General features: G+C 66.3%; 21 protein-coding genes. 13 read left to right on the top strand and 8 right to left on the bottom strand.

The window, feature by feature from the left end; genetic code table 11:
- Positions 1–34 precede the first annotated feature (34 nt).
- The 8 genes from NL112_RS08655 (at position 35) to NL112_RS08620 (ending at position 7,691) form a co-directional block, all read left to right on the top strand.
- Complete coding sequence (locus NL112_RS08655; RefSeq protein ID WP_255152306.1) at positions 35–811, top strand: cyclase family protein; 777 nt, start codon at positions 35–37, stop codon at positions 809–811.
- Positions 812–957: 146 nt separating this feature from the next.
- The gene (locus NL112_RS08650; RefSeq protein ID WP_255152305.1) at positions 958–2,289 is read left to right on the top strand and encodes an amino acid ABC transporter substrate-binding protein; all 1,332 of its coding nucleotides are present in this window, start codon (positions 958–960) and stop codon (positions 2,287–2,289) included.
- 3 nt (positions 2,290–2,292) lie between these two features.
- Positions 2,293–3,153: a branched-chain amino acid ABC transporter permease gene (locus tag NL112_RS08645; protein ID WP_255152304.1), complete on the top strand. Its 861-nt coding sequence runs from the start codon at positions 2,293–2,295 to the stop codon at positions 3,151–3,153.
- Positions 3,150–4,136, top strand: a complete 987-nt coding sequence (locus NL112_RS08640; RefSeq protein ID WP_255152303.1) for a branched-chain amino acid ABC transporter permease — start codon at positions 3,150–3,152, stop codon at positions 4,134–4,136. Before NL112_RS08645 ends, NL112_RS08640 begins: the two co-directional genes overlap by 4 nt.
- A 1-nt stretch (position 4,137) precedes the next feature.
- Positions 4,138–4,869, top strand: a complete 732-nt coding sequence (locus NL112_RS08635; protein WP_255152302.1) for an ABC transporter ATP-binding protein — start codon at positions 4,138–4,140, stop codon at positions 4,867–4,869.
- Positions 4,862–5,566 (top strand): ABC transporter ATP-binding protein, encoded by a 705-nt coding sequence (locus NL112_RS08630; protein WP_255152301.1) that lies wholly within the window; start codon positions 4,862–4,864, stop codon positions 5,564–5,566. The genes NL112_RS08635 and NL112_RS08630 overlap by 8 nt, the downstream gene beginning before the upstream one ends.
- A gap of 57 nt (positions 5,567–5,623) precedes the next feature.
- Entirely contained in the window at positions 5,624–6,661 is a 1,038-nt protein-coding gene (locus NL112_RS08625; protein WP_255152300.1) for an alcohol dehydrogenase catalytic domain-containing protein, read from the top strand.
- Positions 6,662–6,734: 73 nt separating this feature from the next.
- Entirely contained in the window at positions 6,735–7,691 is a 957-nt protein-coding gene (locus NL112_RS08620; RefSeq protein ID WP_255152299.1) for an amidohydrolase family protein, read from the top strand.
- 4 nt (positions 7,692–7,695) lie between these two features.
- On the opposite strand, the gene NL112_RS08615 is transcribed toward NL112_RS08620, so the two are convergent.
- On the bottom strand, positions 7,696–8,466 hold the full coding sequence (locus NL112_RS08615) for an SDR family NAD(P)-dependent oxidoreductase (protein WP_255152297.1): 771 nt from the start codon (positions 8,464–8,466) through the stop codon (positions 7,696–7,698).
- Between the two features lie 98 nt (positions 8,467–8,564).
- Between NL112_RS08615 and NL112_RS08610 the strand changes: the two genes are divergently transcribed.
- The gene (locus tag NL112_RS08610; protein ID WP_255152296.1) at positions 8,565–10,247 is read left to right on the top strand and encodes an acetate--CoA ligase; all 1,683 of its coding nucleotides are present in this window, start codon (positions 8,565–8,567) and stop codon (positions 10,245–10,247) included.
- A gap of 4 nt (positions 10,248–10,251) precedes the next feature.
- Here NL112_RS08610 and NL112_RS08605 read toward each other — a convergent pair whose 3' ends face one another.
- On the bottom strand, positions 10,252–10,755 hold the full coding sequence (locus NL112_RS08605) for an OsmC family protein (protein WP_255152295.1): 504 nt from the start codon (positions 10,753–10,755) through the stop codon (positions 10,252–10,254).
- A 64-nt stretch (positions 10,756–10,819) separates the two neighbouring features.
- Positions 10,820–12,034 (bottom strand): acyl-CoA dehydrogenase family protein, encoded by a 1,215-nt coding sequence (locus NL112_RS08600; protein WP_255152293.1) that lies wholly within the window; start codon positions 12,032–12,034, stop codon positions 10,820–10,822.
- A gap of 129 nt (positions 12,035–12,163) precedes the next feature.
- Here NL112_RS08600 and NL112_RS08595 point away from each other — a divergent pair, with 129 nt between their 5' ends.
- Positions 12,164–13,612 (top strand): aldehyde dehydrogenase family protein, encoded by a 1,449-nt coding sequence (locus NL112_RS08595; RefSeq protein WP_255152291.1) that lies wholly within the window; start codon positions 12,164–12,166, stop codon positions 13,610–13,612.
- Between the two features lie 13 nt (positions 13,613–13,625).
- Here the strand turns inward: NL112_RS08595 and NL112_RS08590 are convergent, their stop codons facing one another.
- A complete protein-coding gene (locus NL112_RS08590; protein ID WP_255152289.1) occupies positions 13,626–14,144 on the bottom strand; it encodes an OsmC family protein in 519 nt (172 codons plus the stop codon).
- Positions 14,145–14,257: 113 nt separating this feature from the next.
- Here NL112_RS08590 and NL112_RS08585 point away from each other — a divergent pair, with 113 nt between their 5' ends.
- Together NL112_RS08585 and NL112_RS08580 are read left to right on the top strand one after the other, a co-directional pair.
- Positions 14,258–15,091 carry a cyclase family protein gene (locus NL112_RS08585; protein ID WP_255152287.1) on the top strand — a complete coding sequence of 278 codons (834 nt, stop codon included), beginning with the start codon at positions 14,258–14,260 and terminating at the stop codon, positions 15,089–15,091.
- The gene (locus NL112_RS08580; protein WP_255152285.1) at positions 15,088–16,053 is read left to right on the top strand and encodes a fumarylacetoacetate hydrolase family protein; all 966 of its coding nucleotides are present in this window, start codon (positions 15,088–15,090) and stop codon (positions 16,051–16,053) included. The genes NL112_RS08585 and NL112_RS08580 overlap by 4 nt, the downstream gene beginning before the upstream one ends.
- Positions 16,054–16,116: 63 nt before the next feature.
- Here the strand turns inward: NL112_RS08580 and NL112_RS08575 are convergent, their stop codons facing one another.
- Both NL112_RS08575 and NL112_RS08570 read right to left on the bottom strand, forming a co-directional pair.
- Positions 16,117–16,848 (bottom strand): enoyl-CoA hydratase/isomerase family protein, encoded by a 732-nt coding sequence (locus NL112_RS08575; RefSeq protein ID WP_255152283.1) that lies wholly within the window; start codon positions 16,846–16,848, stop codon positions 16,117–16,119.
- Complete coding sequence (locus tag NL112_RS08570) at positions 16,848–17,966, bottom strand: phosphotriesterase family protein (protein WP_255152281.1); 1,119 nt, start codon at positions 17,964–17,966, stop codon at positions 16,848–16,850. Before NL112_RS08570 ends, NL112_RS08575 begins: the two co-directional genes overlap by 1 nt.
- Before the next feature lie 375 nt (positions 17,967–18,341).
- Here NL112_RS08570 and NL112_RS08565 point away from each other — a divergent pair, with 375 nt between their 5' ends.
- Positions 18,342–19,811: a class I adenylate-forming enzyme family protein gene (locus tag NL112_RS08565; protein WP_255152279.1), complete on the top strand. Its 1,470-nt coding sequence runs from the start codon at positions 18,342–18,344 to the stop codon at positions 19,809–19,811.
- Between the two features lie 91 nt (positions 19,812–19,902).
- On the opposite strand, the gene NL112_RS08560 is transcribed toward NL112_RS08565, so the two are convergent.
- Together NL112_RS08560 and NL112_RS08555 are read right to left on the bottom strand one after the other, a co-directional pair.
- Positions 19,903–20,106 carry an SDR family oxidoreductase gene (locus NL112_RS08560; RefSeq protein ID WP_255152277.1) on the bottom strand — a complete coding sequence of 68 codons (204 nt, stop codon included), beginning with the start codon at positions 20,104–20,106 and terminating at the stop codon, positions 19,903–19,905.
- Positions 20,103–20,651: a nitroreductase family protein gene (locus tag NL112_RS08555; protein WP_255152275.1), complete on the bottom strand. Its 549-nt coding sequence runs from the start codon at positions 20,649–20,651 to the stop codon at positions 20,103–20,105. Before NL112_RS08555 ends, NL112_RS08560 begins: the two co-directional genes overlap by 4 nt.
- Between the last annotated feature and the right edge of the window lie 76 nt (positions 20,652–20,727).

Raw genomic sequence — 20,727 nt, 5'->3', positions numbered from 1 at the left:
TTAAATACACCGTCAGAGATTATGTGAACGCATCATGAGGATTGTTGACCTTTCGGGAGCGATAGAGGAAGGCCAGCCCGTGTATCCCGGGTGGCCGAAGACGCGTATCTGGGTGAGCGACACGCACGAGGAGGTGGGACTCCAGTGGGCCGATTCGGTCGAAGAGGAGACCGAGATAATCGAGCGGAGCCTCCAGTTTTACCGTGCGGGCGACGACGAGGAACATCCCATCAACCGGACCATCCAGATGTCCGAACACGGGCCGACCCACGTCGACTCGTTCAACCATCTGGACCCCGCGAACGACACCTCCGTCGACGAAATTCCGCTCGAGCGGTTCTATACTGACGGCATCGCGCTCGATTTGAGCCACAAGAGCTCCGACGAGTTCATCGAGGTCGAGGATATCGAAGCCCAACTCGAGGAACACGACCTCGAGATTCGGGAGGGCGACACGGTGCTGTTCCACACCGGCCACCGCCAGGAAAACTACGGCATCGACGACGTGGACAAGCGCCGCGCGTACATGTTCGACCACACCGGCCTCTCCGGCGAGGCGGGCTGGTTCCTCCACGACCACGGCGTCGGCAACTTCGGCATCGACGCGCCGACGGTCGAGCACGCGAGTGCGGCCAGCACCAAGGAGTATCCCGTCCACGACATGTGTGCCGAACACGAGATACTCCACATGGAGAACCTGGAGAACATCGACGAGGTCGTCGGCGAGCGGTTCCAGTTCGCCGCGTTCCCCCTCCGCATCAAGGACGGCACCGGCTCGCCGCTCCGGCCGGTCGCCATCTTCGAGGACTGAGACGGACCGTCGCGGGCGGAGACGCGCAGTCGGCGCGGACACGGACGACCCAATACCGTGTCGGCACATCCGGTCCCGTCGGAGGACCTGGGAAAGCGTGGCAAGATATATATCCTCCTAGTTAGTGGGTATCATGGAACACTAATATGACAGACGACAGTGACCGGAACTGGAACCGGCGACACTACATCGGCGCATCGGGTGCAGTCTCGACCGGCCTGCTGGCTGGTTGCATGAGATTCATCAGCGGCGATGGTGAGGGCAACAGCGGCGGTGGCGGTGGCGGCGGTGGCGGCGGCGGTAGCACCGACACCGACGACGGGTCCGGGGGCGGCGGTTCCAGCTCCCAGCCGCTCAAAATCGGCACCGCCATCTCGCTGAGCGGCCCGCTGGGTGCGACCGGCCAGTACATCCGCGACGGCTACGTGCAACGGGTGAACGAGATCAACGAGAACGGGGGTCTGCTGGGTCGCGAGGTGGAACTCGTCGTCCGCGACGACGAGAGCGACGCCTCGAACTCCCGGAACCTGCTCGTGAACCTCATCGAACAGGAGAACGTCGACCTCATCATCGGGGGCTACGCCGGCGGGCCGGTCGCCGCCCAGATGCAGGTCGCCGAGCGCTACGAGATGGTGTACATCTCGATGGGGGCCCACGGCCGCTCGTGGGAACAGGGGTACGAGTACTCCTTTGGCGCGCCGCCGCTCGTGGCGGAGTGGTGGTACGACGCCGCGTTCAGCTGGATAGCGAACGAACTGCCGGAGAGCGAACGGCCCGAGACGGCGGCGATGATGGGGTTCTCGGGCGTCGGGACGCTCGGTCGCGCCATCAACGAGGGGACGAAGACGAACCTCGAGCGGGCGGGCATCGAACTCGTGATGGACGAGCAGTACGAACTGCCGCTCGAATCGGCCTCGTCGCTGGTCAATCAGGCCGCCTCGACCGAGGCGGACGTGTTCATCTCCAACAGCCTGTTCGCTGACGGCGTCCAGACGATTCGGGCGGTGAACGACGTCGACTGGACCCCGCAGTACTACCTGCAGGGCGTCGGCTCACAGACCCCCTCGTGGTCGAACGAACTCGGCGAGTTGGGCAACGGCGTCGTCAGCGGGACGATGATGCACTCCAGTCTCCCGTTCGACGGCGTCGACGCGCTCAATCAGGCGTCCCAGGAGCGGTACGACACCGACAGCGCCCCGACGTACTTCATGTTCGGCTACTCGTGGATGGAGGCGCTCCAGCAGGCCGTCGAGGGCGTCGGCGGCACGAACCAGGACGACCTGAAGAACTGGCTCCGGCAGAACCAGGTCACGACCGTCGCCGGCCCGATGGAGTTCGACGAGCGCGGCCTTCCGGAGCGGTACTCGCTGGCGACCCAGATGATCGACGGCACCCCCGAGCTCGTCTACCCCCGCGAGTTCAAGGGGAAACAGGTCGACAGCGAGGCGACGATGATCTACCCCTACTCCGACGCCTGACCGATGGCGGTCCTCGACGCCATCATCGCTGGCTTGCTGGTGGGGTTAGCGTTCGCCGTACTGGCGGTCGGTTTCACCCTCATCTGGGGCACCATCGACGTCATCAACGTCGCTCACGCGGCGTTCGGTGTGCTCGGTGCGTATCTCGGCTACTTCGCGAACACGCGGTTCGGCGTCGACCCCCTGCTCGCGCTGGTGGTCATCGTCCCGCTGTTCTTCGCCATCGGCTACGCGTTCTACGCGACGCTCGTGAAGAAACTGCTCTCCCAGACCGAAGACGTGGCGTTCGCGTCGCTCGTCCTCTCGCTGGGGCTCATGTTCGCCGTCGAGAACTCGATGATAAGCGTGTTCTCGGCCGACCCGCGACTGACGAAGACGCCGTACACGGCGGTTACCTACAACTTCGCCGGGACGGCGATTCCCGGTGGCCGACTCGTCGGCGGCGCAGTCGCGGTCGTGACGCTCGCAACCGTTTATCTGTTCCTGACGCGGACCTACACGGGCCGGGCCGTCCGTGCCGTCTCCGAAGATCCCGAGGGGGCGGCGCTGTGTGGCATCGACCGGCACCGCGTCAGCGGCATCACCTCCGGCATCGGCTTCGCGACTGCGGGCGTCGCCGGGGTCGCGCTGTCGCTGTTCTACGCGTTCGACCCCGCGACCCAGCTGTCGTGGCTGGTCAACGTGTTCCTCGTGACCGTGTTCGGCGGCATCGGGAGCGTCGTCGGGAGCGGCCTCGCGGGCGTGTTCACCGGACTCGTCACCGAGTTCACCGCGCTCGCGCTCCCGTTCGAGTACGTCGACCTCGTGCTGTTCGGCATCCTGTTCGTCGTTCTGCTGGTCCGACCGGAGGGGTTGATCCAATGAACTGGCCTATCTCGACCCGTGACCCGCGCGTGTGGGTCGGCGGACTGATACTGGCGATGGCGCTCGTACCGGTGTTTACGGTCAACAACTACCTGCTGTCGTTCGGCTTCCTGACGCTGATGTACGCGTCGCTGAGCGTCGGCTGGAACATCATCGGCGGCTACGCCGAGTACCAGAGCTTCGGCCACGCCGCGTTCGTCGGACTGGGTGGCTACACCACTGCCGTCCTGCTGTCGTGGCAGGGCTGGTCGCCGCTTATCACCGCCGTGCTCGGGGCGGTCATCGCGGGCGTCGTCGCCATCATCATCGGCGTGCTCGTCTTGCGGCTCCAGGGGGCGTACTTCTCGGTGGTGACGCTACTTGCCGCGCTCATCCTGCTTCTGGTCATCAAACTGCTCCCGGTGCTGGAGGCGACGGCGGGCATCTTCCTGTCGGCGCCCGCCGAATCGGTGACGCTGAGCAGCGTCATCCTCTACTACGCGATGCTGGGGGTGGTGACGGTCACCATCCTCGTCGCCCGCTGGATCGAGCGGTCCCGGTACGGCATCGGGCTGTTCGCCATCCGCGAGGACGAGGAGGTCGCCAGCGTCCAGGGCATCGACACGACCTACCTCAAGATATTCGCGTTCACTATCTCCGCGGGGCTGGCCGGACTCGCAGGGGGGTTCTACTCGTGGTACATCGGCTACGTCGTCCCGGAGCCGATGTTCAGCCTGAACATCTCCATCCTGGTGGTGCTGATGTCGCTCGTCGGCGGCACCGACACGTGGGTCGGCCCGTTCGTCGGGGCACTTCTCATCCGGACGCTCCAGGAGGTGCTGACGCTGCTGATCAGCGGCCCGGTCGCCAACACCATCCTCGGGCTGGTGCTCATCGGCGTCATCCTGTATCTGCCGTCCGGTATCGTGCCGCTCATCCGGAGTCGGCTCAAGCAGTCGTCGTTCGACCCGTTCAGCGAACCCGAACCCAAGGAGGCGAACTGAGATGCTCGAAGCAACCCACGTCGAGAAGCACTTCGGCGGGCTGGAGGTCCTCACGGACCTCTCGCTCGAGGTACAGGACGGCGAGATATGCGGCCTCATCGGTCCCAACGGGGCCGGCAAGACCACGTTCTTCAACATCGTCTCGGGGCTGTTGCGGGCCAACGGCGGCACGATAACGTTCAACGGCGAGGACATCACCGACACGCCCCCGAAGGACATCGCGCGGATGGGCATCGGCCGGACGTTCCAGATAACGCGCCCGTATCCGACGTTCACCACGACCGACAACCTGCTTCCCGGCCTCCTCTACTCGGGGGGGTACCGGAAAGTCAGCGAGGCCCGCACCCGGGCCCGTGAGCTCATCGAGTTCGTCGGCCTCGAACACAAGGCCGACATGATCGGTCGTGACCTGACGATGTCCGAGAAGAAGCGGCTTGAGATCGCCAAGGGGCTGGCGACCGACCCGGAGCTTCTCCTGCTCGACGAGGTGTTCGCCGGCCTCAGCAGTTCGGACGTAACGGAGCTGATCGAGTTGGTCGAGGAGATACGCGACGACATGGGCGTGACGGTACTGCTCATCGAGCACGTCATGGAGGCGGCGATGAACGTCTGTGACCGGATCATGGTGCTCGCCAACGGCGAGATCATCGCCAACGACCGGCCGGAGGCGATCGCCCAGAACCAGCAGGTCATCGACGTCTACCTCGGAACGGGGGAGGAGAGCTATGCTTGACGTCGAGCACCTCGGCTACTCGTACGGGACCGCCCACGCGCTCGAAGACGTCTCGCTCTCGGTCGACCGCGAGGAACTCGTCGTCGTCCTCGGCTCGAACGGCGCCGGAAAGACGACCCTGCTGAACACCATCACCGGCACGCTCACCCCCCAGACGGGGACGGTGACGTTCGAGGGCGACGACATCACCGGCGTCCCGCCCCACGAGGTGTGGCGGCGCGGGCTGGTGCAGGTCCCCGAGGACCGGAAACTGTTCACCGAACTCACCGTCGCGGAGAACCTCGAACTCGGCGCGCCGCGGGACCTCTCCGACGCCGACCGCGAGGCACGACTCGCGGAGGTCCACGAGCTGTTTCCGGTGCTTGCCGAGCGGCCGAACCAGAAAGCCGGCACCATGTCCGGCGGCCAACAGCAACAGCTCGCCATCGGTCGGGGGCTGATGAGCGACCCCGAACTGGTGATGCTCGACGAGCCGACGCTGGGGCTCGCGCCGGACCTCGCACAGAACACGCTCGACTCCATCGCGGAGATAAACGACGGCGGTACGACCGTCCTGCTGGTGTCCCAGAAGGCCCAGCAGTCGCTCCGCATCGCCGACCGCGGCTACGTGCTCGAGAACGGAACGGTCGCGCTGAGCGGCGCGAGCGAGGAGCTCATCGACGAGGACCGCGTCCGAGAAGCGTACCTGGGGCTGTAGCCGGCCCCACCCGACCGGGAGAAAGGCTTTTGCGACGGAGCCGAGATGTGCGACCGAATGACGGACACCATGCAGAGCCTCCAGCTCGACGAGTGGGGCGGCGGTCTGACCGCGCGAGACGTGCCGGTGCCGGAGCCGACCCCCGGCGAGGTGCTCATCGAGGTGGAGGCGACGAGCGTCGGCCTGACCGTCCGGAACGCAATCAACGGCGACCTCGGCGACGACCCCGCGGCCCTGCCCCGGATTCCCGGCCACGAAATCGTCGGCCGGGTCACCGAACTGGGGTCCGAGGCCCTGCCGTTCGACGCGGGCGACCGCGTCGCGGCGTACTTCTATCTCGTCTGTGGCCGGTGTGACGCGTGTCTCTCGGGCCACGAGTCGCTGTGTGCGAACTTCGAGGGGTTCGTCGGCGTCGCCACGGACGGCGGCTACGCCGAGTACGTCAGCCTCCCCGCCGAGAGCGTCGTCCGGCTCCCCGACGACATCGACCCCGTCGCCGCGACCGCGGTGCCGGACGCCATCGCCACCCCCTACCACATCGTGAGCGAGCGGGCGGGCATCGACCCTGGCGACGACGTGCTCGTGCTCGGGGCCGGCGGCGGCGTCGGCATCCACCTCGTTCAGTTGGCCGACCACTTCGGCGGCGAGGTGACGGCCGTCGACCGCGTCGACGCGAAGCTCGACCGGTGCCGGGAACTCGGGGCGGCCCACACGCTCAACACCGACGAGCAGTCGCTGGCCGCGTTCGCCGACAGCGAGGGCATCGAGTACGACGTGGCCGTCGACTTCACCGGCTCGATGGACCTGCTGGAGGAGAGCGTGTCGGCGCTCGCCACCCGGGGCCGGCTGGTAAACCTCACCGGGTTCCCCGGCCGCTCGTTCGACGTGTCGCCCCGGGAACTCGTCATGGACGAACTCGAGGTGGTCGGGAGCCGCTACTGCTCCCGGTACGAACTCGCGCGGTCGGCCGAACTCGTCGCCGAGGGCGTCGTCGAGCCGGTCGTCTCCGAGGTGGTCGAGCTGGACGGCGTCGAGGAGATGCTCGCAACCATCGCCGCGGGCGAGCTCGTCGGCCGCGGCGCGACGACCCCGTAGCCGCCGGAGCGATACTGTCATATATCCAATATATTCCGAAAGGTAGTTGTCGCTGGTCACACGTGGTATCGACATGCAGTTATCAGACGGCGACGGGAGTCGCGTGTTCGACTTCGGGGCCCATCTCCACCCAGAGAACGTGCTCCCGGAGTCTTTCGAGCAGTTCGAGCCGTATCTCGGCGCGCACCACACCGACATCGAGGAGTACGTCCGGTGGTGTGAGGAAGCCGGCATCGACGGGGCGGCGCTGTCACAGCCGTACTACATGGGCCACGGCGACGGCGAGGCGACGGCGACCGCGAACGACGCGCTCCTCGCCGAAATCGACGACTACGACCAGTTCCACGGGCTGGCGGCGATTCCCACCGCCGCCGGCGGCGAGACGGCGGCCGCGGAGTTCGAGCGCTGTCTCGACGCCGGCTACAGCGGCGGCGCGCTGGCGACCAAAAGCGACGGCATCGAACTCAACGACCCCGAGGTCGAGCCGGTGCTTGCGGTGGCCGCCGACCGGGGCGTGCCGCTTCTGGTCCACCCGAAACTGAACGAGTCGCTCCACCCCGAGGCGCTGGACGACACCTACCGGCTCAACGCGATATTCGGGCGCGAGGCGGCGCTCTCGGAGAGCATCTTCAAGGTCATCCACGACGGCGTGCTCGACCGCTACCCGGACCTCGACCTCGTCTTCCACCATCTCGGCGGCAACATCGCGGCGATGCTCGGCCGGATTCACCTCCAGTTGGACCCGGGACGCTGGCCGGGCCAGGAGCACGTGAAGGGGTACGAGGCGTTCAAGACGCAACTGGAACAGCGGGTGTACGTCGACACCTCGGGGTTCTTCGGCTACTCCGCGCCGGTCCGGGTCGCACTCGAAGCGTTCCCCTCGACGCAACTGCTGTTCGGAACGGACGCCCCCTACGAGCCGCGACCGCCCGAGGAGGGCCGGGCGTTCGCCGACGCCATCGCCGAGGTGACTTCGAGGGCCGACGCCGACCGCATCCTCGGGGGGAACGCCCGCGACCTCCTGGAGTGACCGGTCAGTACCAGGTCGCGCCGGAGTCGACGCTGATGTCCTGGCCGGTGATGTGCTGGCCGTGGTCGCTGGCGAGGTACGCGACCATGTCGGCGACGTCCTCGGGGTCGACGATGTCGTCGAGCGCCATGTCCTTCGTGATGACCTGCCGTTTCGCCTCCTCGAAGGTGACGCCCAGCTGCTCGGCCTGGTTCTCGATGACGTTGTTGATGCGTTCGCCCCGCACCGCGCCGGGGCAGATGGCGTTGGCCGTCACGTCGTCGTCGCCCAACTCGAACGCGAGCGTCCGCGTCAGCCCGATGACGCCCATCTTCGAGGCCGTGTACGGCGTCCGGCTCTCGAGGGGCCGCTTCCCGCTTATCGACGAGATGTTGACGACGCTCCCGCGGTCGCTCGCGCGGAGATGCGGGGAGGCGTGTTTCACCGTGAGGAACATCCCCATCAGGTTCACGTCGAGCGTCTGCTGCCACTCCTCGACGGTCACCTCCTCGATGGGCGCCGTCGGCCCCGCGATGCCGGCGTTGTTCACAACGACGTCGAGGCCGCCGAACTCGTCGACGGTCGCCTCGATGGACGACTCGACCGACGCCTCGTCGGTCACGTCCGTCTCGACGGCCAGCGTCGCGTCGCTGTCGATCATCTCCTCGGTCTCGTAGATGCCGTCGCTTCGCGCGGCCAGCGCCACGTTGGCGCCCTCCGCCGCGAGCGTGATGGCGATCTGTCGGCCGATACCCTGGCTCGCTCCGGTGACGAATGCTGTCTGTCCGGTCAGCATGGTAGCTACGTTTACCCTTCTGGTAATTATTCGTTTGGGGTGGCGTGATACCCTCGGCGAGGGATAACTAATAGTACCCATCGTGTGAAACGCCATCTATGGACGAACGGAGTCGTCTCAACGCCTATCACTTCTACGAGCAGGAGTGGGACAGCTACGACCAGTTGTGCGAGTCGTTCGAGTGGGAGGTGCCCGAGCGGTTCAACGCCGCCGAGTACGTCTGCGACCGGTGGTCCTCGGACAAGTCCCGGGTCGCGCTGTTCGGCCTCGACCACGAGGGGAACGAGCGGACGTACACGTTCTGGCAACTCCGGAACGTCACCAACCGACTGGCGAACTACCTCCGCGAGCAGGGCGTCGAGCGGGGCGACCGCGTCGGCGTGAACGCGCCACAGAAGCCGGAAACCGTGATGGCTCACGTCGCCATCTGGAAACTCGGCGCGGTGTCGGTGCCGCTGAGTACGCTGTTCGGGACGGAGGCCGTCAGGTACCGCCTCGACGATGCCGACGCGAAAGCCTGTATCGTCGACGCCTCGAACGCGGGGGCGCTCCGGGCGGTCCGCGACGACGTGGACAGTCTCGAGGAGGTGCTCGTCGTCGACGGGACGGCGACGGGCGAGGAGGTGGGTTTCTGGGACGCCATCGACGCCTCGTCGCGGCGCCTCGACCCCGTCGACACCGCCGAAGACGACGACGCCATCATCATCTACACCTCGGGGACGACGGGCGACCCGAAGGGCGTCCGCCACGCCCACCGCGTCCTGCTGGGGAACCTCCCGATGTTCGTCACGACCGTCTGCAACATGGAGATGTCGCCGGGCGACGTGTTCTGGACGCCCTCGGAGTGGGCGTGGGTGGCGACGCTGTACGACGTCGTCTTCCCCGGCCTGTTCTTCGGGAAACCCGTCGTCGCCTACGAGAACGAGGCGGGGTTCGACCCCGAAACCGCCTTCGACGTCATCGAACGCTACGGTGTGACGAACTACTTCGCGCCGCCGACCGCGCTCCGGATGATGATGCAGGTCGACCGGACGGCGGCCGGCGATGTCGGCGACGTCCGGGCAGTCTCCAGCGGCGGGGAGTCGCTCGGCGAGAGCATCGTCGAGTGGGCCGCCGACACCTTCGACGGCGCCGTCGTCCACGAGGGGTACGGCCAGACGGAGGCGAACATGATAGTCGGCGACTGCACCGCCCTCACCGAGTCCCGCGAGGGGAAGATCGGCCCGGCGGCACCCGGCCACGAGGTCGCCATCGTCGACCCCGAGACGGCGGAACCGACCGTCGACCCCGGCGAGGTGGGCGAGATAGCCGTCCGCTACGAGGGCGACCCCATCTGCTTCAAGGAGTACTGGAACAAACCCGACAAGACGGCTGAGAAGGTACAGAACGGCTGGCTCCTCACCGAGGACCTCGGGGCGATGGACGCGGACGGCTACCTCTCCTTCCACAGTCGGAAGGACAACGTCATCATCTCGGCGGGCTACCGCATCGGCCCCGTCGAAATCGAGGAGGCGCTGGCCACCCACGACGCGGTCGCCGACGCCGGCGTCGTCGGCATCCCCGACGACGAACGCGGCGAGGTGCCCAAGGCGTTCGTCGTCCTCGCGGCCGGCCACGAGGCGAGCGACGACCTGAAACGGCAACTCGCACAGCACGTCCGCGACCGCCTCGCCAAGTACGAGTACCCCCGCGAGATAGAGTTCATCGACGTCCTCCCGACGACGTCGACGGGGAAGGTCCGGCGGGTCGACCTCGAACAGAGGGAGGAGCAGTCGGAGTAAGCCGTCAGTCGTCGGCCCGAATCGGCCCCTCCACGACGTCGAGTGCCGTCAACGGCGTGTAGTCGATGCCGCCCGCGAGGCTCTGTCCGACGATACAGCCCTCGTCGTAGGTGGTGAGACAGCGGTCGGCGGCGTCGGCGTACTCGGGGGTCGTCGTCAGCGCCATCGTGACGGTGATATGCTCGACCCGCAGGGCCGTGTGCGGGGGCATCTCCTCGGGGTGGTCCTCGTCGCGGTCGTACTCGTCGAGGACGGCCTCACAGTCGATGCGGTACTCCTCGACGCCGTTGCGCTCCAGACACTGGTTCAGCACCGACGCCTGACACGCCGCCAGACTCATCACGAGGAAGTCGACCGGTGCCGGATGGTCGTCGTTCCCGCCGTGGACGCCCGGGAGCCACGCCGGCTCGTCGGAGACGAGCGTGTGTTTCTCCCGGAGGGTAGCGGTCTTGTACTCGTCGTCCGGGTGAATCGTCAGCGCCGCCGTGAACTGCTCCTGCTCTGCCATGTGAACTAACCGCAGACTGCACCGCAGATATAGTTTCGGGGGTTGCCCGCGCCGCCTGCGGCCGCTACCCCTCGTATCGGTCGCGCAGGCCGTTAGCGACCCGCTGTGTGTGGACCTCCTGGGTGCCGTCGGAGTGAAGGAACGAGACGGCGTCACGGAAGTATTTCTGGATGGGTGCCCGGAGCATGATGCCCTCGCCGCCGAACTTCTCGAGCGAGCGCCGACTGATGTCGACGGCCGTCTCGGCGGCGAACACCTTCGCCATCGAGGAGAACATCGGGTCGTACGCCTCGCCCTGCTGTTCGACGGCACGGGCGGTCGTCCACAGCAGGGCCCGCGCCGCCTGGTACTCGGTCACCATGCGGGCGAAGTCGTGTTCGGTGACCTGATGGTCGATGACCGGCTTGCCACCCTGCGTCCGCTCGTTGGCGTACTCGAAGGCGAGTTCCAGCGCCCCGCGTGCGGAGCCCAGCGCGGTCGCGCCCGCCTCGATGTTCCCCTCCTTGAGCACCTGACTGACGCTGGACATCCCCTCGTTGACCTCCCCGAGGACGTACGCCTCGGGAACGCGGACCTCGTCGTACTCGATGGTGGCGTTGTTGACGAGCCGCTGGCTCATCTTCTCCCAGACGTTCGTGACGTCCAGCCCGTCGGTGTCACCGGGGACGTAGAACGCCGTCGCACCGCCGTCGTGGTGGGGCGAGTCGGGGTCGGTCTGGGCGAGGACGACGTACGTCTTCGCGTCCGCCCCGTTCGAGATGTACCGCTTCTTTCCGTTGATGACCCACTCGTCGCCCTCCTTCCGTGCGGTGGTGTCGTACTGCCCCTTCTCGTAGGGGAGCAGTGCGTCCGACCCGCCGCTGGGCTCCGTCGAGGTGATGGCGAGCAGATGCCGGGGGTCGTCGACGTACGCCGAGAAGAACTCCTCGCGCACGTCGTCGTCCGCGAGGTGGTCGATGACCCGCGCGATCTTCCAGTTCTGGTCGAAGATGACGGCCAGCCCCATGTCGCCGGCCGACAGTTCCTCCGCGCCCATCACGAGCGCGAGCGGCGAGGCGCCGTAGCCGCCGTACTCCTCGGGGACCGTGAGGTCCATCAGCCCCCGCTGTGCGCCCGCCTCGACGGCGTCCCAGGGGATGCGGTCGTGGGGGTCGTCTTGCCACTCCAGCGTGGCGAAATCCAGCGGGTCGACCGACTCCTCGACGAACGCCCGTAACTCCTGCCGGAGGTCTCGTTCTGATGCCGATAGCTCGTACTCGTTGTCCGGGATTACACTCATGGCTCCACGTCAACTCGTGATTGGGAGACAGTTACAAGCATACTTTAATCATTCGCCGCGAGCGCCGCGTTCCCACCCGTTCCGGGCCGGGGGACCGATTTATTAGCCAGCGCGCTGTCCCTGCGGGGTATGGTCGACCGCTGGCCAACCCTGTACGTAGACGGTGACTGGACCCCACCCGAGTCGGACGAGTATCGGACGGTGCTCGACCCCGCGACCGGCGAGGCGTTCGCCGAGGCGCCAAACGGCGGCGCGGCGGACGTCGAGGCCGCCGTCGAGGCGGCACGTCGAAGCTTCGAGACGACGTGGTCGGACCGGAGCGCACACGAGCGGGTCGACGTGCTTCACGAGTTGGCCGACGCCGTCGAGGCGAACGCCGACGAACTGGCCGCCCTGGAGACGAGGGAGAACGGCAAACCGCTCCACGAGTCCGAGCGCGACGTCGAGGCGGCCATCGAGGACTTCCGCTACTACGCCGGCGCCGCGGACAAACACTACGGCGAGACGCTCCCGAACCACGACGACCTCATGGACATGACGGTCCGCGAGCCGTACGGCGTCGTCGGGACCGTCATCCCGTGGAACTGGCCGCCGATGCACGTCGCCGACTTCCTCGCGCCCGCGCTGGCGGCGGGGAACACGATGGTGCTCAAACCGGCCCCGGAGACGCCGCTGTGTGCGCTCCGGATGGCCGAACTGTTCGACGACCTGCTCCCGGACGGCGTGTTCAACGTCGTTCCCGGCGGCGTCGAGGCCGGTGCGGCGCTCACGAGCCACCCCGACGTCGGCAAGCTCGCGTTCACGGGCAACTCGAACACGGGGACGGAAGTGCTGAAGTCGGCGGCCGAACACATCACGCCCGTGATGCTCGAACTCGGGGGGAAGAACGCGAGCGTCTACTTCCCGGACGCCGACCTCGAGGACGCCGTCCCGGGGACCGTCGACTCCGCGTTCTACAACAGCGGGGAGGCGTGTTCGTCGTCGGAGCGACTGCTCGTCCACGAGGAGATCCACGACGAGTTCCTCGAGCGGTTCGTCGAGCGGACCCGCGAACTGGTGGTCGGCCCCGGCGACGACCCCGACACCGACATCGGGCCGCTCGCCTCCCAGCAACAGTACGACAAGGTGACCGACTACATCGAGGTCGGGAAACGCGAGGGCGCCGACCTCGTCTACGAGGGGGGCGTCCCCGACGGCGACGGCTACTTCGTCGCCCCGCACGTCTTCGACGGGGTCGAGCCGGACATGCGCATCTTCAACGAGGAGATCTTCGGGCCGGTCATCTCCGTGACGACGTTCGAGACCGAACGGGAGGCAATCGAGCTGTCGAACCAGGTGGAGTACGGCCTCACGGGCGCCGTCTGGTCGGGCGACGCCAAGCGGGCGATGCGCGTCGCCGAGAACCTCGAGGTGGGGTTCGTGCTCGTCAACACCTACTTCCGCGGGGGTATCGGCACGCCGTTCGGCGGCTACAAGCGGAGCGGCATCGGCCGCAAACACGCCTTCGAGGAGACGATGCGCGAGTTCACGCGGACCAAGACCATCCGCTACAACACCGGCTCGACACTCCAGTGGTGAGACGCGTCGTGGCTCACTCGACGACGTCGAGCGTCGCGGTCGGGGTGTAGTCGATGCCGTTCCGGTAGCTCTGCCCGACCACACAGCCGGTGTCGTACACGTCGAGACAGCGCTGTGCCCGCGACTCGAACTCCGGGGGCACCTCCAGCGTCAAATCGACGCTGACGTGCGAGATGCGGCCCGCGTGGTGGGCGAGCATCTCCTCTGCGGGTTCGTCCTCGCCGACCCGGTCGACCACGGCGGACGCCCGGATGTTGTACTCCTCGATGCGGGCCTTCCGGAGCGCCTGGTCGAGCACCTCGACCTGACACGACACCAGCCCGAACACGAGATAGTCGGCCGGCGCCGGGTGGGCATCGTTGCCGGCGCCCGGCTCCTCGAGCCACTCCGGTTCGTCCGCGTGCAGTTCGTGTTTGCCACGGACGAGCCCGTGGGCCACGTCGTCGTCCGAACTCCGCTCGACGACGCTCCGGAACTTCCGGTTCTCCTCGGTGTACTCCTCCTGGACGTCGAACTCCGAATCTCGACCCATGGTCACGATTCACACGCTCCCCCGGGTTAAGCGTTGGTACACCGGTGGCGCCACCGAACCACCGGCCTCGTGGGTCGTCCGAACAGGGGCAATTATCATGGTGTCTCGGGTTCATGGTCTCGAAGTACGCCATGTCAGTCTGGAACACAGTCGCGAGCGGGGACGCGGAGTTCATCGACCTGAGCATCGGCCTCGAACCGGACGCCAGCGAGCCGTTCCCACCCGAAATCGAGTACTGGGACCACGAGACGGGCGCGGAGCTTCTGGCGTCGAACCTCAACGAACTCGGCTACGAGGACATCGAGGGGAGCGACTTCCCCGACGGGATGGGGCTCGCGTGGGAGGAGCTGACGCTCATCCCGCACGCCGGCACGCATCTCGACGCGCCGTGGCACTACGGCCCCGAGGTGGACGGCGAGCCCTCACGGACCATCGACGAGATACCCCTGGAGTGGTGTGCGGGCAACGCGGTCGTCCTCGATTTCACCTGGAAGGAGCCACGCACCGAAATCAGCGCCGAGGAACTGGAGGCGCAACTCGAGGAACTCGACCACGAACTCTCGGAGGGCGAAATCGTCCTCATCGAGACCGGCGCGGACGAACTGTGGGGGACCGAGGAGTACACCCTGGAGTTCCCGGGGATGGGCGCCGAGGGGACGAAGTATCTCGTCGAGCAGGGCGTGAAGGTGATCGGCACCGACGCCTACGGGTTCGACAAGCCGTTCGCCGAGATGGGTCGCCGGTACGCGGAGTCGGGCGACGACGCGGAACTGTGGCCCGCCCACTTCGCCGGCCGTGAGGTGGAGTACTGCCAGATAGAGAGCATGGCCAACCTCGACGAACTGCCGCGGCGGACCGACGTGCCGCTGGTGACGTTCCCCATCTCCATCGAGCGAGCCAGCGCCGGCTGGGTCCGCCCGGTCGCCATTCTGGAGGGCGAGGAATGAAGCTCGCCAGCTTCGAGGTCGACACGCCGGTCGGCGCGGTCCGACGCGTCGGCGCCCACGACGGGGACGGACTGGTCGACCTCACGGCGGCGTACGCCGCCCGCCTCGCGGACCGCGGCGAGCAGGACCCGACGGCGGTCGCTGAGACCGTCGTCCCGCCGGAGATGCTGGAGTTTCTTCGACGGGGCGACCGGGCGCTGGAGGCGGCCGGCGAGGCCGTCGAGTTCGTCGCCGGGTCGGAGGTGACGGCGCCCAACGGCGCACGGACCAGGTACGACTCCGAGGAGGTCCGCCTGTTGAGCCCGCTCCCGCGACCGAACTCCATCCGCGATTTCATGGTGTTCGAGGAGCACGTCCAGAACAGCCTCGAGGGCGAGATTCCCGACGTCTGGTACGACATTCCCGTCTACTACAAGGGGAACCCCGACTCCATCGCCCACCCGAACGAGGCCGTCGAGTGGCCCAGCTACACCGACAAACTGGACTACGAACTCGAGTTGTGTGCGGTGGTCGGGAAGCGGGGCCGCGACATCCCCGCCGAGGAGGCCGACGAGTACATCGCGGGCTACACCATCTTCAACGACTTCAGCGCCCGCGACATCCAGATGAAGGAGATGGCTGGCCAGCTCGGGCCCACGAAGGGGAAGGACTTCGCCAACGGGTTCGGGCCGTATCTCGTGACCCGCGACAGCATCGAGTTCGAGAACCTCCACGTCACCGCCCGCGTGAACGGCGAGACGTGGTCGGAGGGCGACATCGGCGAGATGTACCACTCCTTTGCGGACATCATCGAGTACGTCTCACAGGACGAGACGCTCCACCCCGGCGACGTCCTCGGGACGGGCACGGTGGGCGGGGGCTGTGGTCTCGAACTCGACCGCTGGATCGAGCCCGGCGACACGGTCGAACTCGACGCCGAGGGTATCGGCACTCTCAGACACGAGATCGTCGGGGGGGACTGACCCCCGACGGCGGCCGTCAACCACGCAAGCGCCTCCAGGGCGACGAAAGCCGACCGGAACGCCTCACCCCCAGTCGATGTCGTCCTCGTCGTCCGCCCTGCTCGCCTTCATCTCGAGGCCGAGAAGGCGCTCGTACTCCAGAGCGTTCTCGACTGCGAACTGGCGGTTGATGCCACGCTTGTTCAGCTTCAGCGCCGCCGTCGATTTGTTCTCCACGATGTCGCGGGCCACGTCGCGGACCTGCTCCTGGAGCGCCGCCTCCTCGTAGACGCCGGTCACGAGTCCGATGTCGTCCGCCTCCGTCGCGGACACCTCGCGGCTCGTGAACACGAGGTCCTTGGCCGTGCCCAGCCCGACCGTCGCGGGCAACAGTAGCGTCGACGCGTTCGAGATGGTGACGCCGATCTCGGATTCGGTGAGCTTGAACGTCGTCCCCTCCGCGGCGTATCGGAGGTCGAAGCTCAGGGTGAACTCCAGGCCGCCGCCGATGGCGTAACCGTGGAGTTGCCCGATGACGATGCCGTCGAACTCCAGGACTGCACGGGTGAGCTCCTGGAACAGGGAGACGTCCTCGCCCTCGTCGTCCTGCGTGGCCTCCTCCAGGTCGGCGCCGGCGGTGAACGCGTCTCCCGCCCCGCGGAAGATGATCACCTTCCGGTCGTTGCTGTCGGCTCGCCGGACCGCCTCGGGAATCTCCCGCAGGAGTTCCTTGTTCAGCGCGTTGAGCGACTCCGGACGGTTCAGCACTAGCTCGACGATCTCCTCGTCGAGTTCGTTGCGGACGAGGTGGGCCATCAGACAGCCTCCTCGGGTTCGGCGAAGGTCAACATCTCACGGGGGTTGTCCACGAGCATCGTCTGAATCTGGTCGCCGTCGAGGCCACCCAACTGCTCGAACATCGGCACGACGTTGTCGATGACGTGAGCGTAGCCGAACCCGCCGTAGTTCACGCGCTGAATCTTCTGACAGACGTCGTGTGAAAGCAGTATCTGGGAGAGATGCCCCTCGTCGACGAGTTCGGCGATGGTCTCGATCCGCCACTCGTCGGCGGGGTAGCCGTCGTCCCAGTGGTCGTAGTAGAACTCCGACCCGAACAGGTCGAACTCCAGATACGGGCCCCGCTCGGCCAACTGTTTCAGATAGTCGATGTCCTCGTAGAGGGTCCGGTCCATGTGGCCCATCACGACCCGGTCGGCGGGGAGCCCTTGCTCTTCGACGATGTCGAGAACCTCGAGCGACCACCGGGAGGTGGGGTACGTCCGGCCCCGCTGGGCCACTTTCTTCCGCCCCGGCGGGTGGATGCTCAGCGAGGCGCCCGTGCGGACGGCCGCCCGAGCGGCCGCCTTCAGCACCGTAAGCTCCGTGTCGTATATCTCGCTGTCCGCGTCCGTACTGAGCCCGATTTCGCCGATGATGCCCGCCTGCACGTCCGTCTCGTCGATGCCGTCCCTGACGTCGCTGACGAACTCGTCCTCTATCGACTGCTCGGACCGCTCGTCGAGCCCGTCCGGGTGGGCCGTCCGGACGTAGTAGGCCGTCCCCTGGATGAGCTGGACGCCCGTCCGCCGGCTCACCAGCCGGAGCTGTTCGGGGTCCTGGCCCGGCGGGCCCTTTGGGGTGACCTCGACGATGGTGTCGCCGCCGACGTCGCGAAACATGCCGACCTCGTCGACGGCCTCCTCCATCGACCCCAACAGCAGGTTGTCCTTCGAGGCCATCGGATTGCGCCGCAGTTCGCTCAAATTCTCCATCGTCACGGGGTTCTCGGCCTGCGCCCGTCTGTAGGCCGACCCCGGGTCGGTGTACCAGTTGCTCAAATCGATGAAGACGTGCTCGTGGGTCATCGTCCGCCCGAGTTCCTCGGGGGCGATGATGCCGTCGACCGTCACGACGTCTCCCGTGCTGGGTGTCATCTATGTACGCACCAGCCGAACCCTCCACCGGGAACGACTAATAGGTACGTGCCCGCGGAACTGCCGGGCGTGAGTCTCCCGAACCACGACCCCCAAGCAAGAGGCCCCATCCCGCCCGGGCTGTCGTCGCGGCCCGCGAGGCCGAGAGACGTGTCGGACACGAGTGTTTATGTGAGTGGCTGACGGCATGTCGGCGTGTGATACCATGCCAGGAGTAGACGAGCGTCCCCCCAATGCAGGGACTGCTCTGGACGGACACCCACTCGCTCGGAGCGAGCACCGTCGGGTCGCCACACGCCGCATGAGGCGGGCCACCTGCCGGCGGTCGGGAACTGCATCGACGAGCGTCGACGCGGACGCGCTCGTGGCTGGGTGGTGACCGTGCCGCCGAGATACGACACGATGGCGGAGATGCTACACGCACAGGCCGAGCAACACGCCGACGAGACCGCCCTGATACGGGCCGAGTCGGGCGAGTCTGTCAGCTACGCCGAACTGGACGACGCGGCCGCCGACGTCGCGCGGACGCTGGCGGACGTCGGCGTCGGCGCCGGCAGTCACGTCGCGCTCGTGTTCCCGAACTCCATCGAACTGGTGACGGCCATCTGCGGCCTGCTGAAGCTCGGGGCCGTCGCCGTGCCGGTGAACCCCGAGTACCGTGGCGACGAACTGGCGTACGTGCTCGACCAGTCGGACGCCGAGGCGGTCGTCGCCGCAACTGACCTCGTGGACGCGGTGAGCGACGTCGGCGTGGGGGAGTCCGTTCGGGTCGTCACCCCCGACGACTACGCGCCGGCAGACGGCGACCGCGTCGGCCCCGACGTCCGGCCCGTCGACACGGCGTTTCTGATGTTCACGTCCGGAACGACGGGCGACCCGAAAGCGGTCGCACACAGCCACAGCAGTTTCCTCACGCGGCTCCACGCGGGCGAGATGCCGCGCGGCTACGACACGTTCTACACGATGCTCCCGCTGTACAACATCGACGGGTACATCACGACGTTCGGGACGCTGTACGACGGCGGGGAGGTCCTGCTCCGGGACGGGTTCAGCGCCTCCGCGTTCTGGGACGACGTCACCGCGTACGGCGGGAACGTGACCAGCGGCGTGCCGAGCATCCTGTCGATACTGACGGAGCGTGGCCCGATCCACGAGTCGACGCCCATGGAGACGTTCGTCGTCTCCGGGTCGTTCCTCTCGACGGAGGTGACGAAACAGTTCGAGGCCACCTTCGATGTCGACGTGATGGAGATCTACGGGCTGTCGGAGGTCGCCGGGACCACCCACGAGAGTCCCGAACAGCGCGAGTACGGCTCCGCGGGCGTCGCTTCGCGGTACGCGGAGATGCAAGTCGTCGACGAGGAGTCCAGGGAACCGCTCCCGGCAGGCGAACGCGGCGAGATACGCATCCGCGGCCCGACGCTGTTCAAGGAGTACTACAACAACCAGACCGCGACCGAGGAGGTGTTCGAGGGAACGTGGTTCTGTACGGGTGACATCGGCTACTACGACGAGAACGGCGAGTACTACGTCTCCGACCGCATCAAGAACATCATCATCCGGGGCGGACAGAACATCTTCCCCGGCGACATCGAGGAGACGATCCACGAACTGCCGGAGATCGAGGACGTCGGCGTCGTGGGCCGCGACCACGAGATCTACGGCGAGGTGCCCGTCGCCTACGTCACCGTCGAGGGCGACCACCCGACCGACGAGATCGAAGCGCTCGTGATGTCCCACTGCCGGGAGTCGTTGGTCGATTTCAAGGTGCCCGCGGACGTCCACGTGGTGGAGCAGTTCCCCCGGGGCGAGACGGGGAAGATACTGAAGACGGAACTGGAGTGACCCACCCCGAGGCGGAACTCGGTCAGAAGCCCTCTCGGGAGTATTTGTCTCGGGCGTAGAGGTCGATTTCGCTGACCGTCGCCCGGGTCGGTTACCGAGCGGCGAACGCGATTGCCTCGGCCACGTCGTCCGGCTCCAGAATCTCCCCCTCGTCGTACTGCTTGTTGAACGACGGTTCGTCCGTCGGCGCGATCTCGGTGCGGACCTTCGTGGGGTTGACGAGTGTGACGGCGATGCCCCGTTCGCCGGCACGACCCGCGGGGCTCTGAACGAACCCCCACAGCCAACACGTCATCCGTGACGCTCCCAATAGACAACTTCTTCAAGGGACTGGCGTCCGGAATCGAGGAGTACGTCTTCTTTGGCCTCACCCTCGATTGTGTTCGTGGGCTCAGCTTCAGGATGACCAACGGCGATGGCTAAGAGGACCGCCTTATCATCAGGGGCTGCTACCAGGTCTTCTGCGGCCGATTGATCACTTATACTCTGAGGTACCGTTCCGAGCCCCCGAGAAGCAGCTGCCAAGACAAGATTTTGAACAGCTCGACCGCAGTCAAACTCGTTGAAGTTTATATCGTCGTCATCACGTCTACGGATATCATGCATGATGAGGATACCAGCAGATGCTTGTTCTAGGGGAGAAGTGTATTCTCCAAACGATGCCAACTTTTTCCGGCGCTCTTCGTCCTCTATGACGATAAATGTCCACGGTTGTCGATTCTTTCCGCTACCGGCCCTACGAGCAACGTCAAGCAAAAATCGGATATCATCCTTTGCAACCGACTCGTTAGTGAAGTCCCGTGTCGCCCGAGCTCTTTTGACACAATCGAGAAGATCCATATAGAGACTCTATTGGGGGTTATCTTTATTCTTGCGGGCAGTCTTCTAACTCCCTGACCTTCCTGGGGGTGACAAC

The sequence above is a fragment of the Halorarius halobius genome, assembly GCF_024298865.1.
GTDB classification, from domain to species: domain Archaea; phylum Halobacteriota; class Halobacteria; order Halobacteriales; family Haloarculaceae; genus Halorarius; species Halorarius halobius.
The sequence above is the reverse complement of the archived record's forward strand: the minus strand, read 5'-3'. Positions and strand labels throughout refer to the sequence as shown.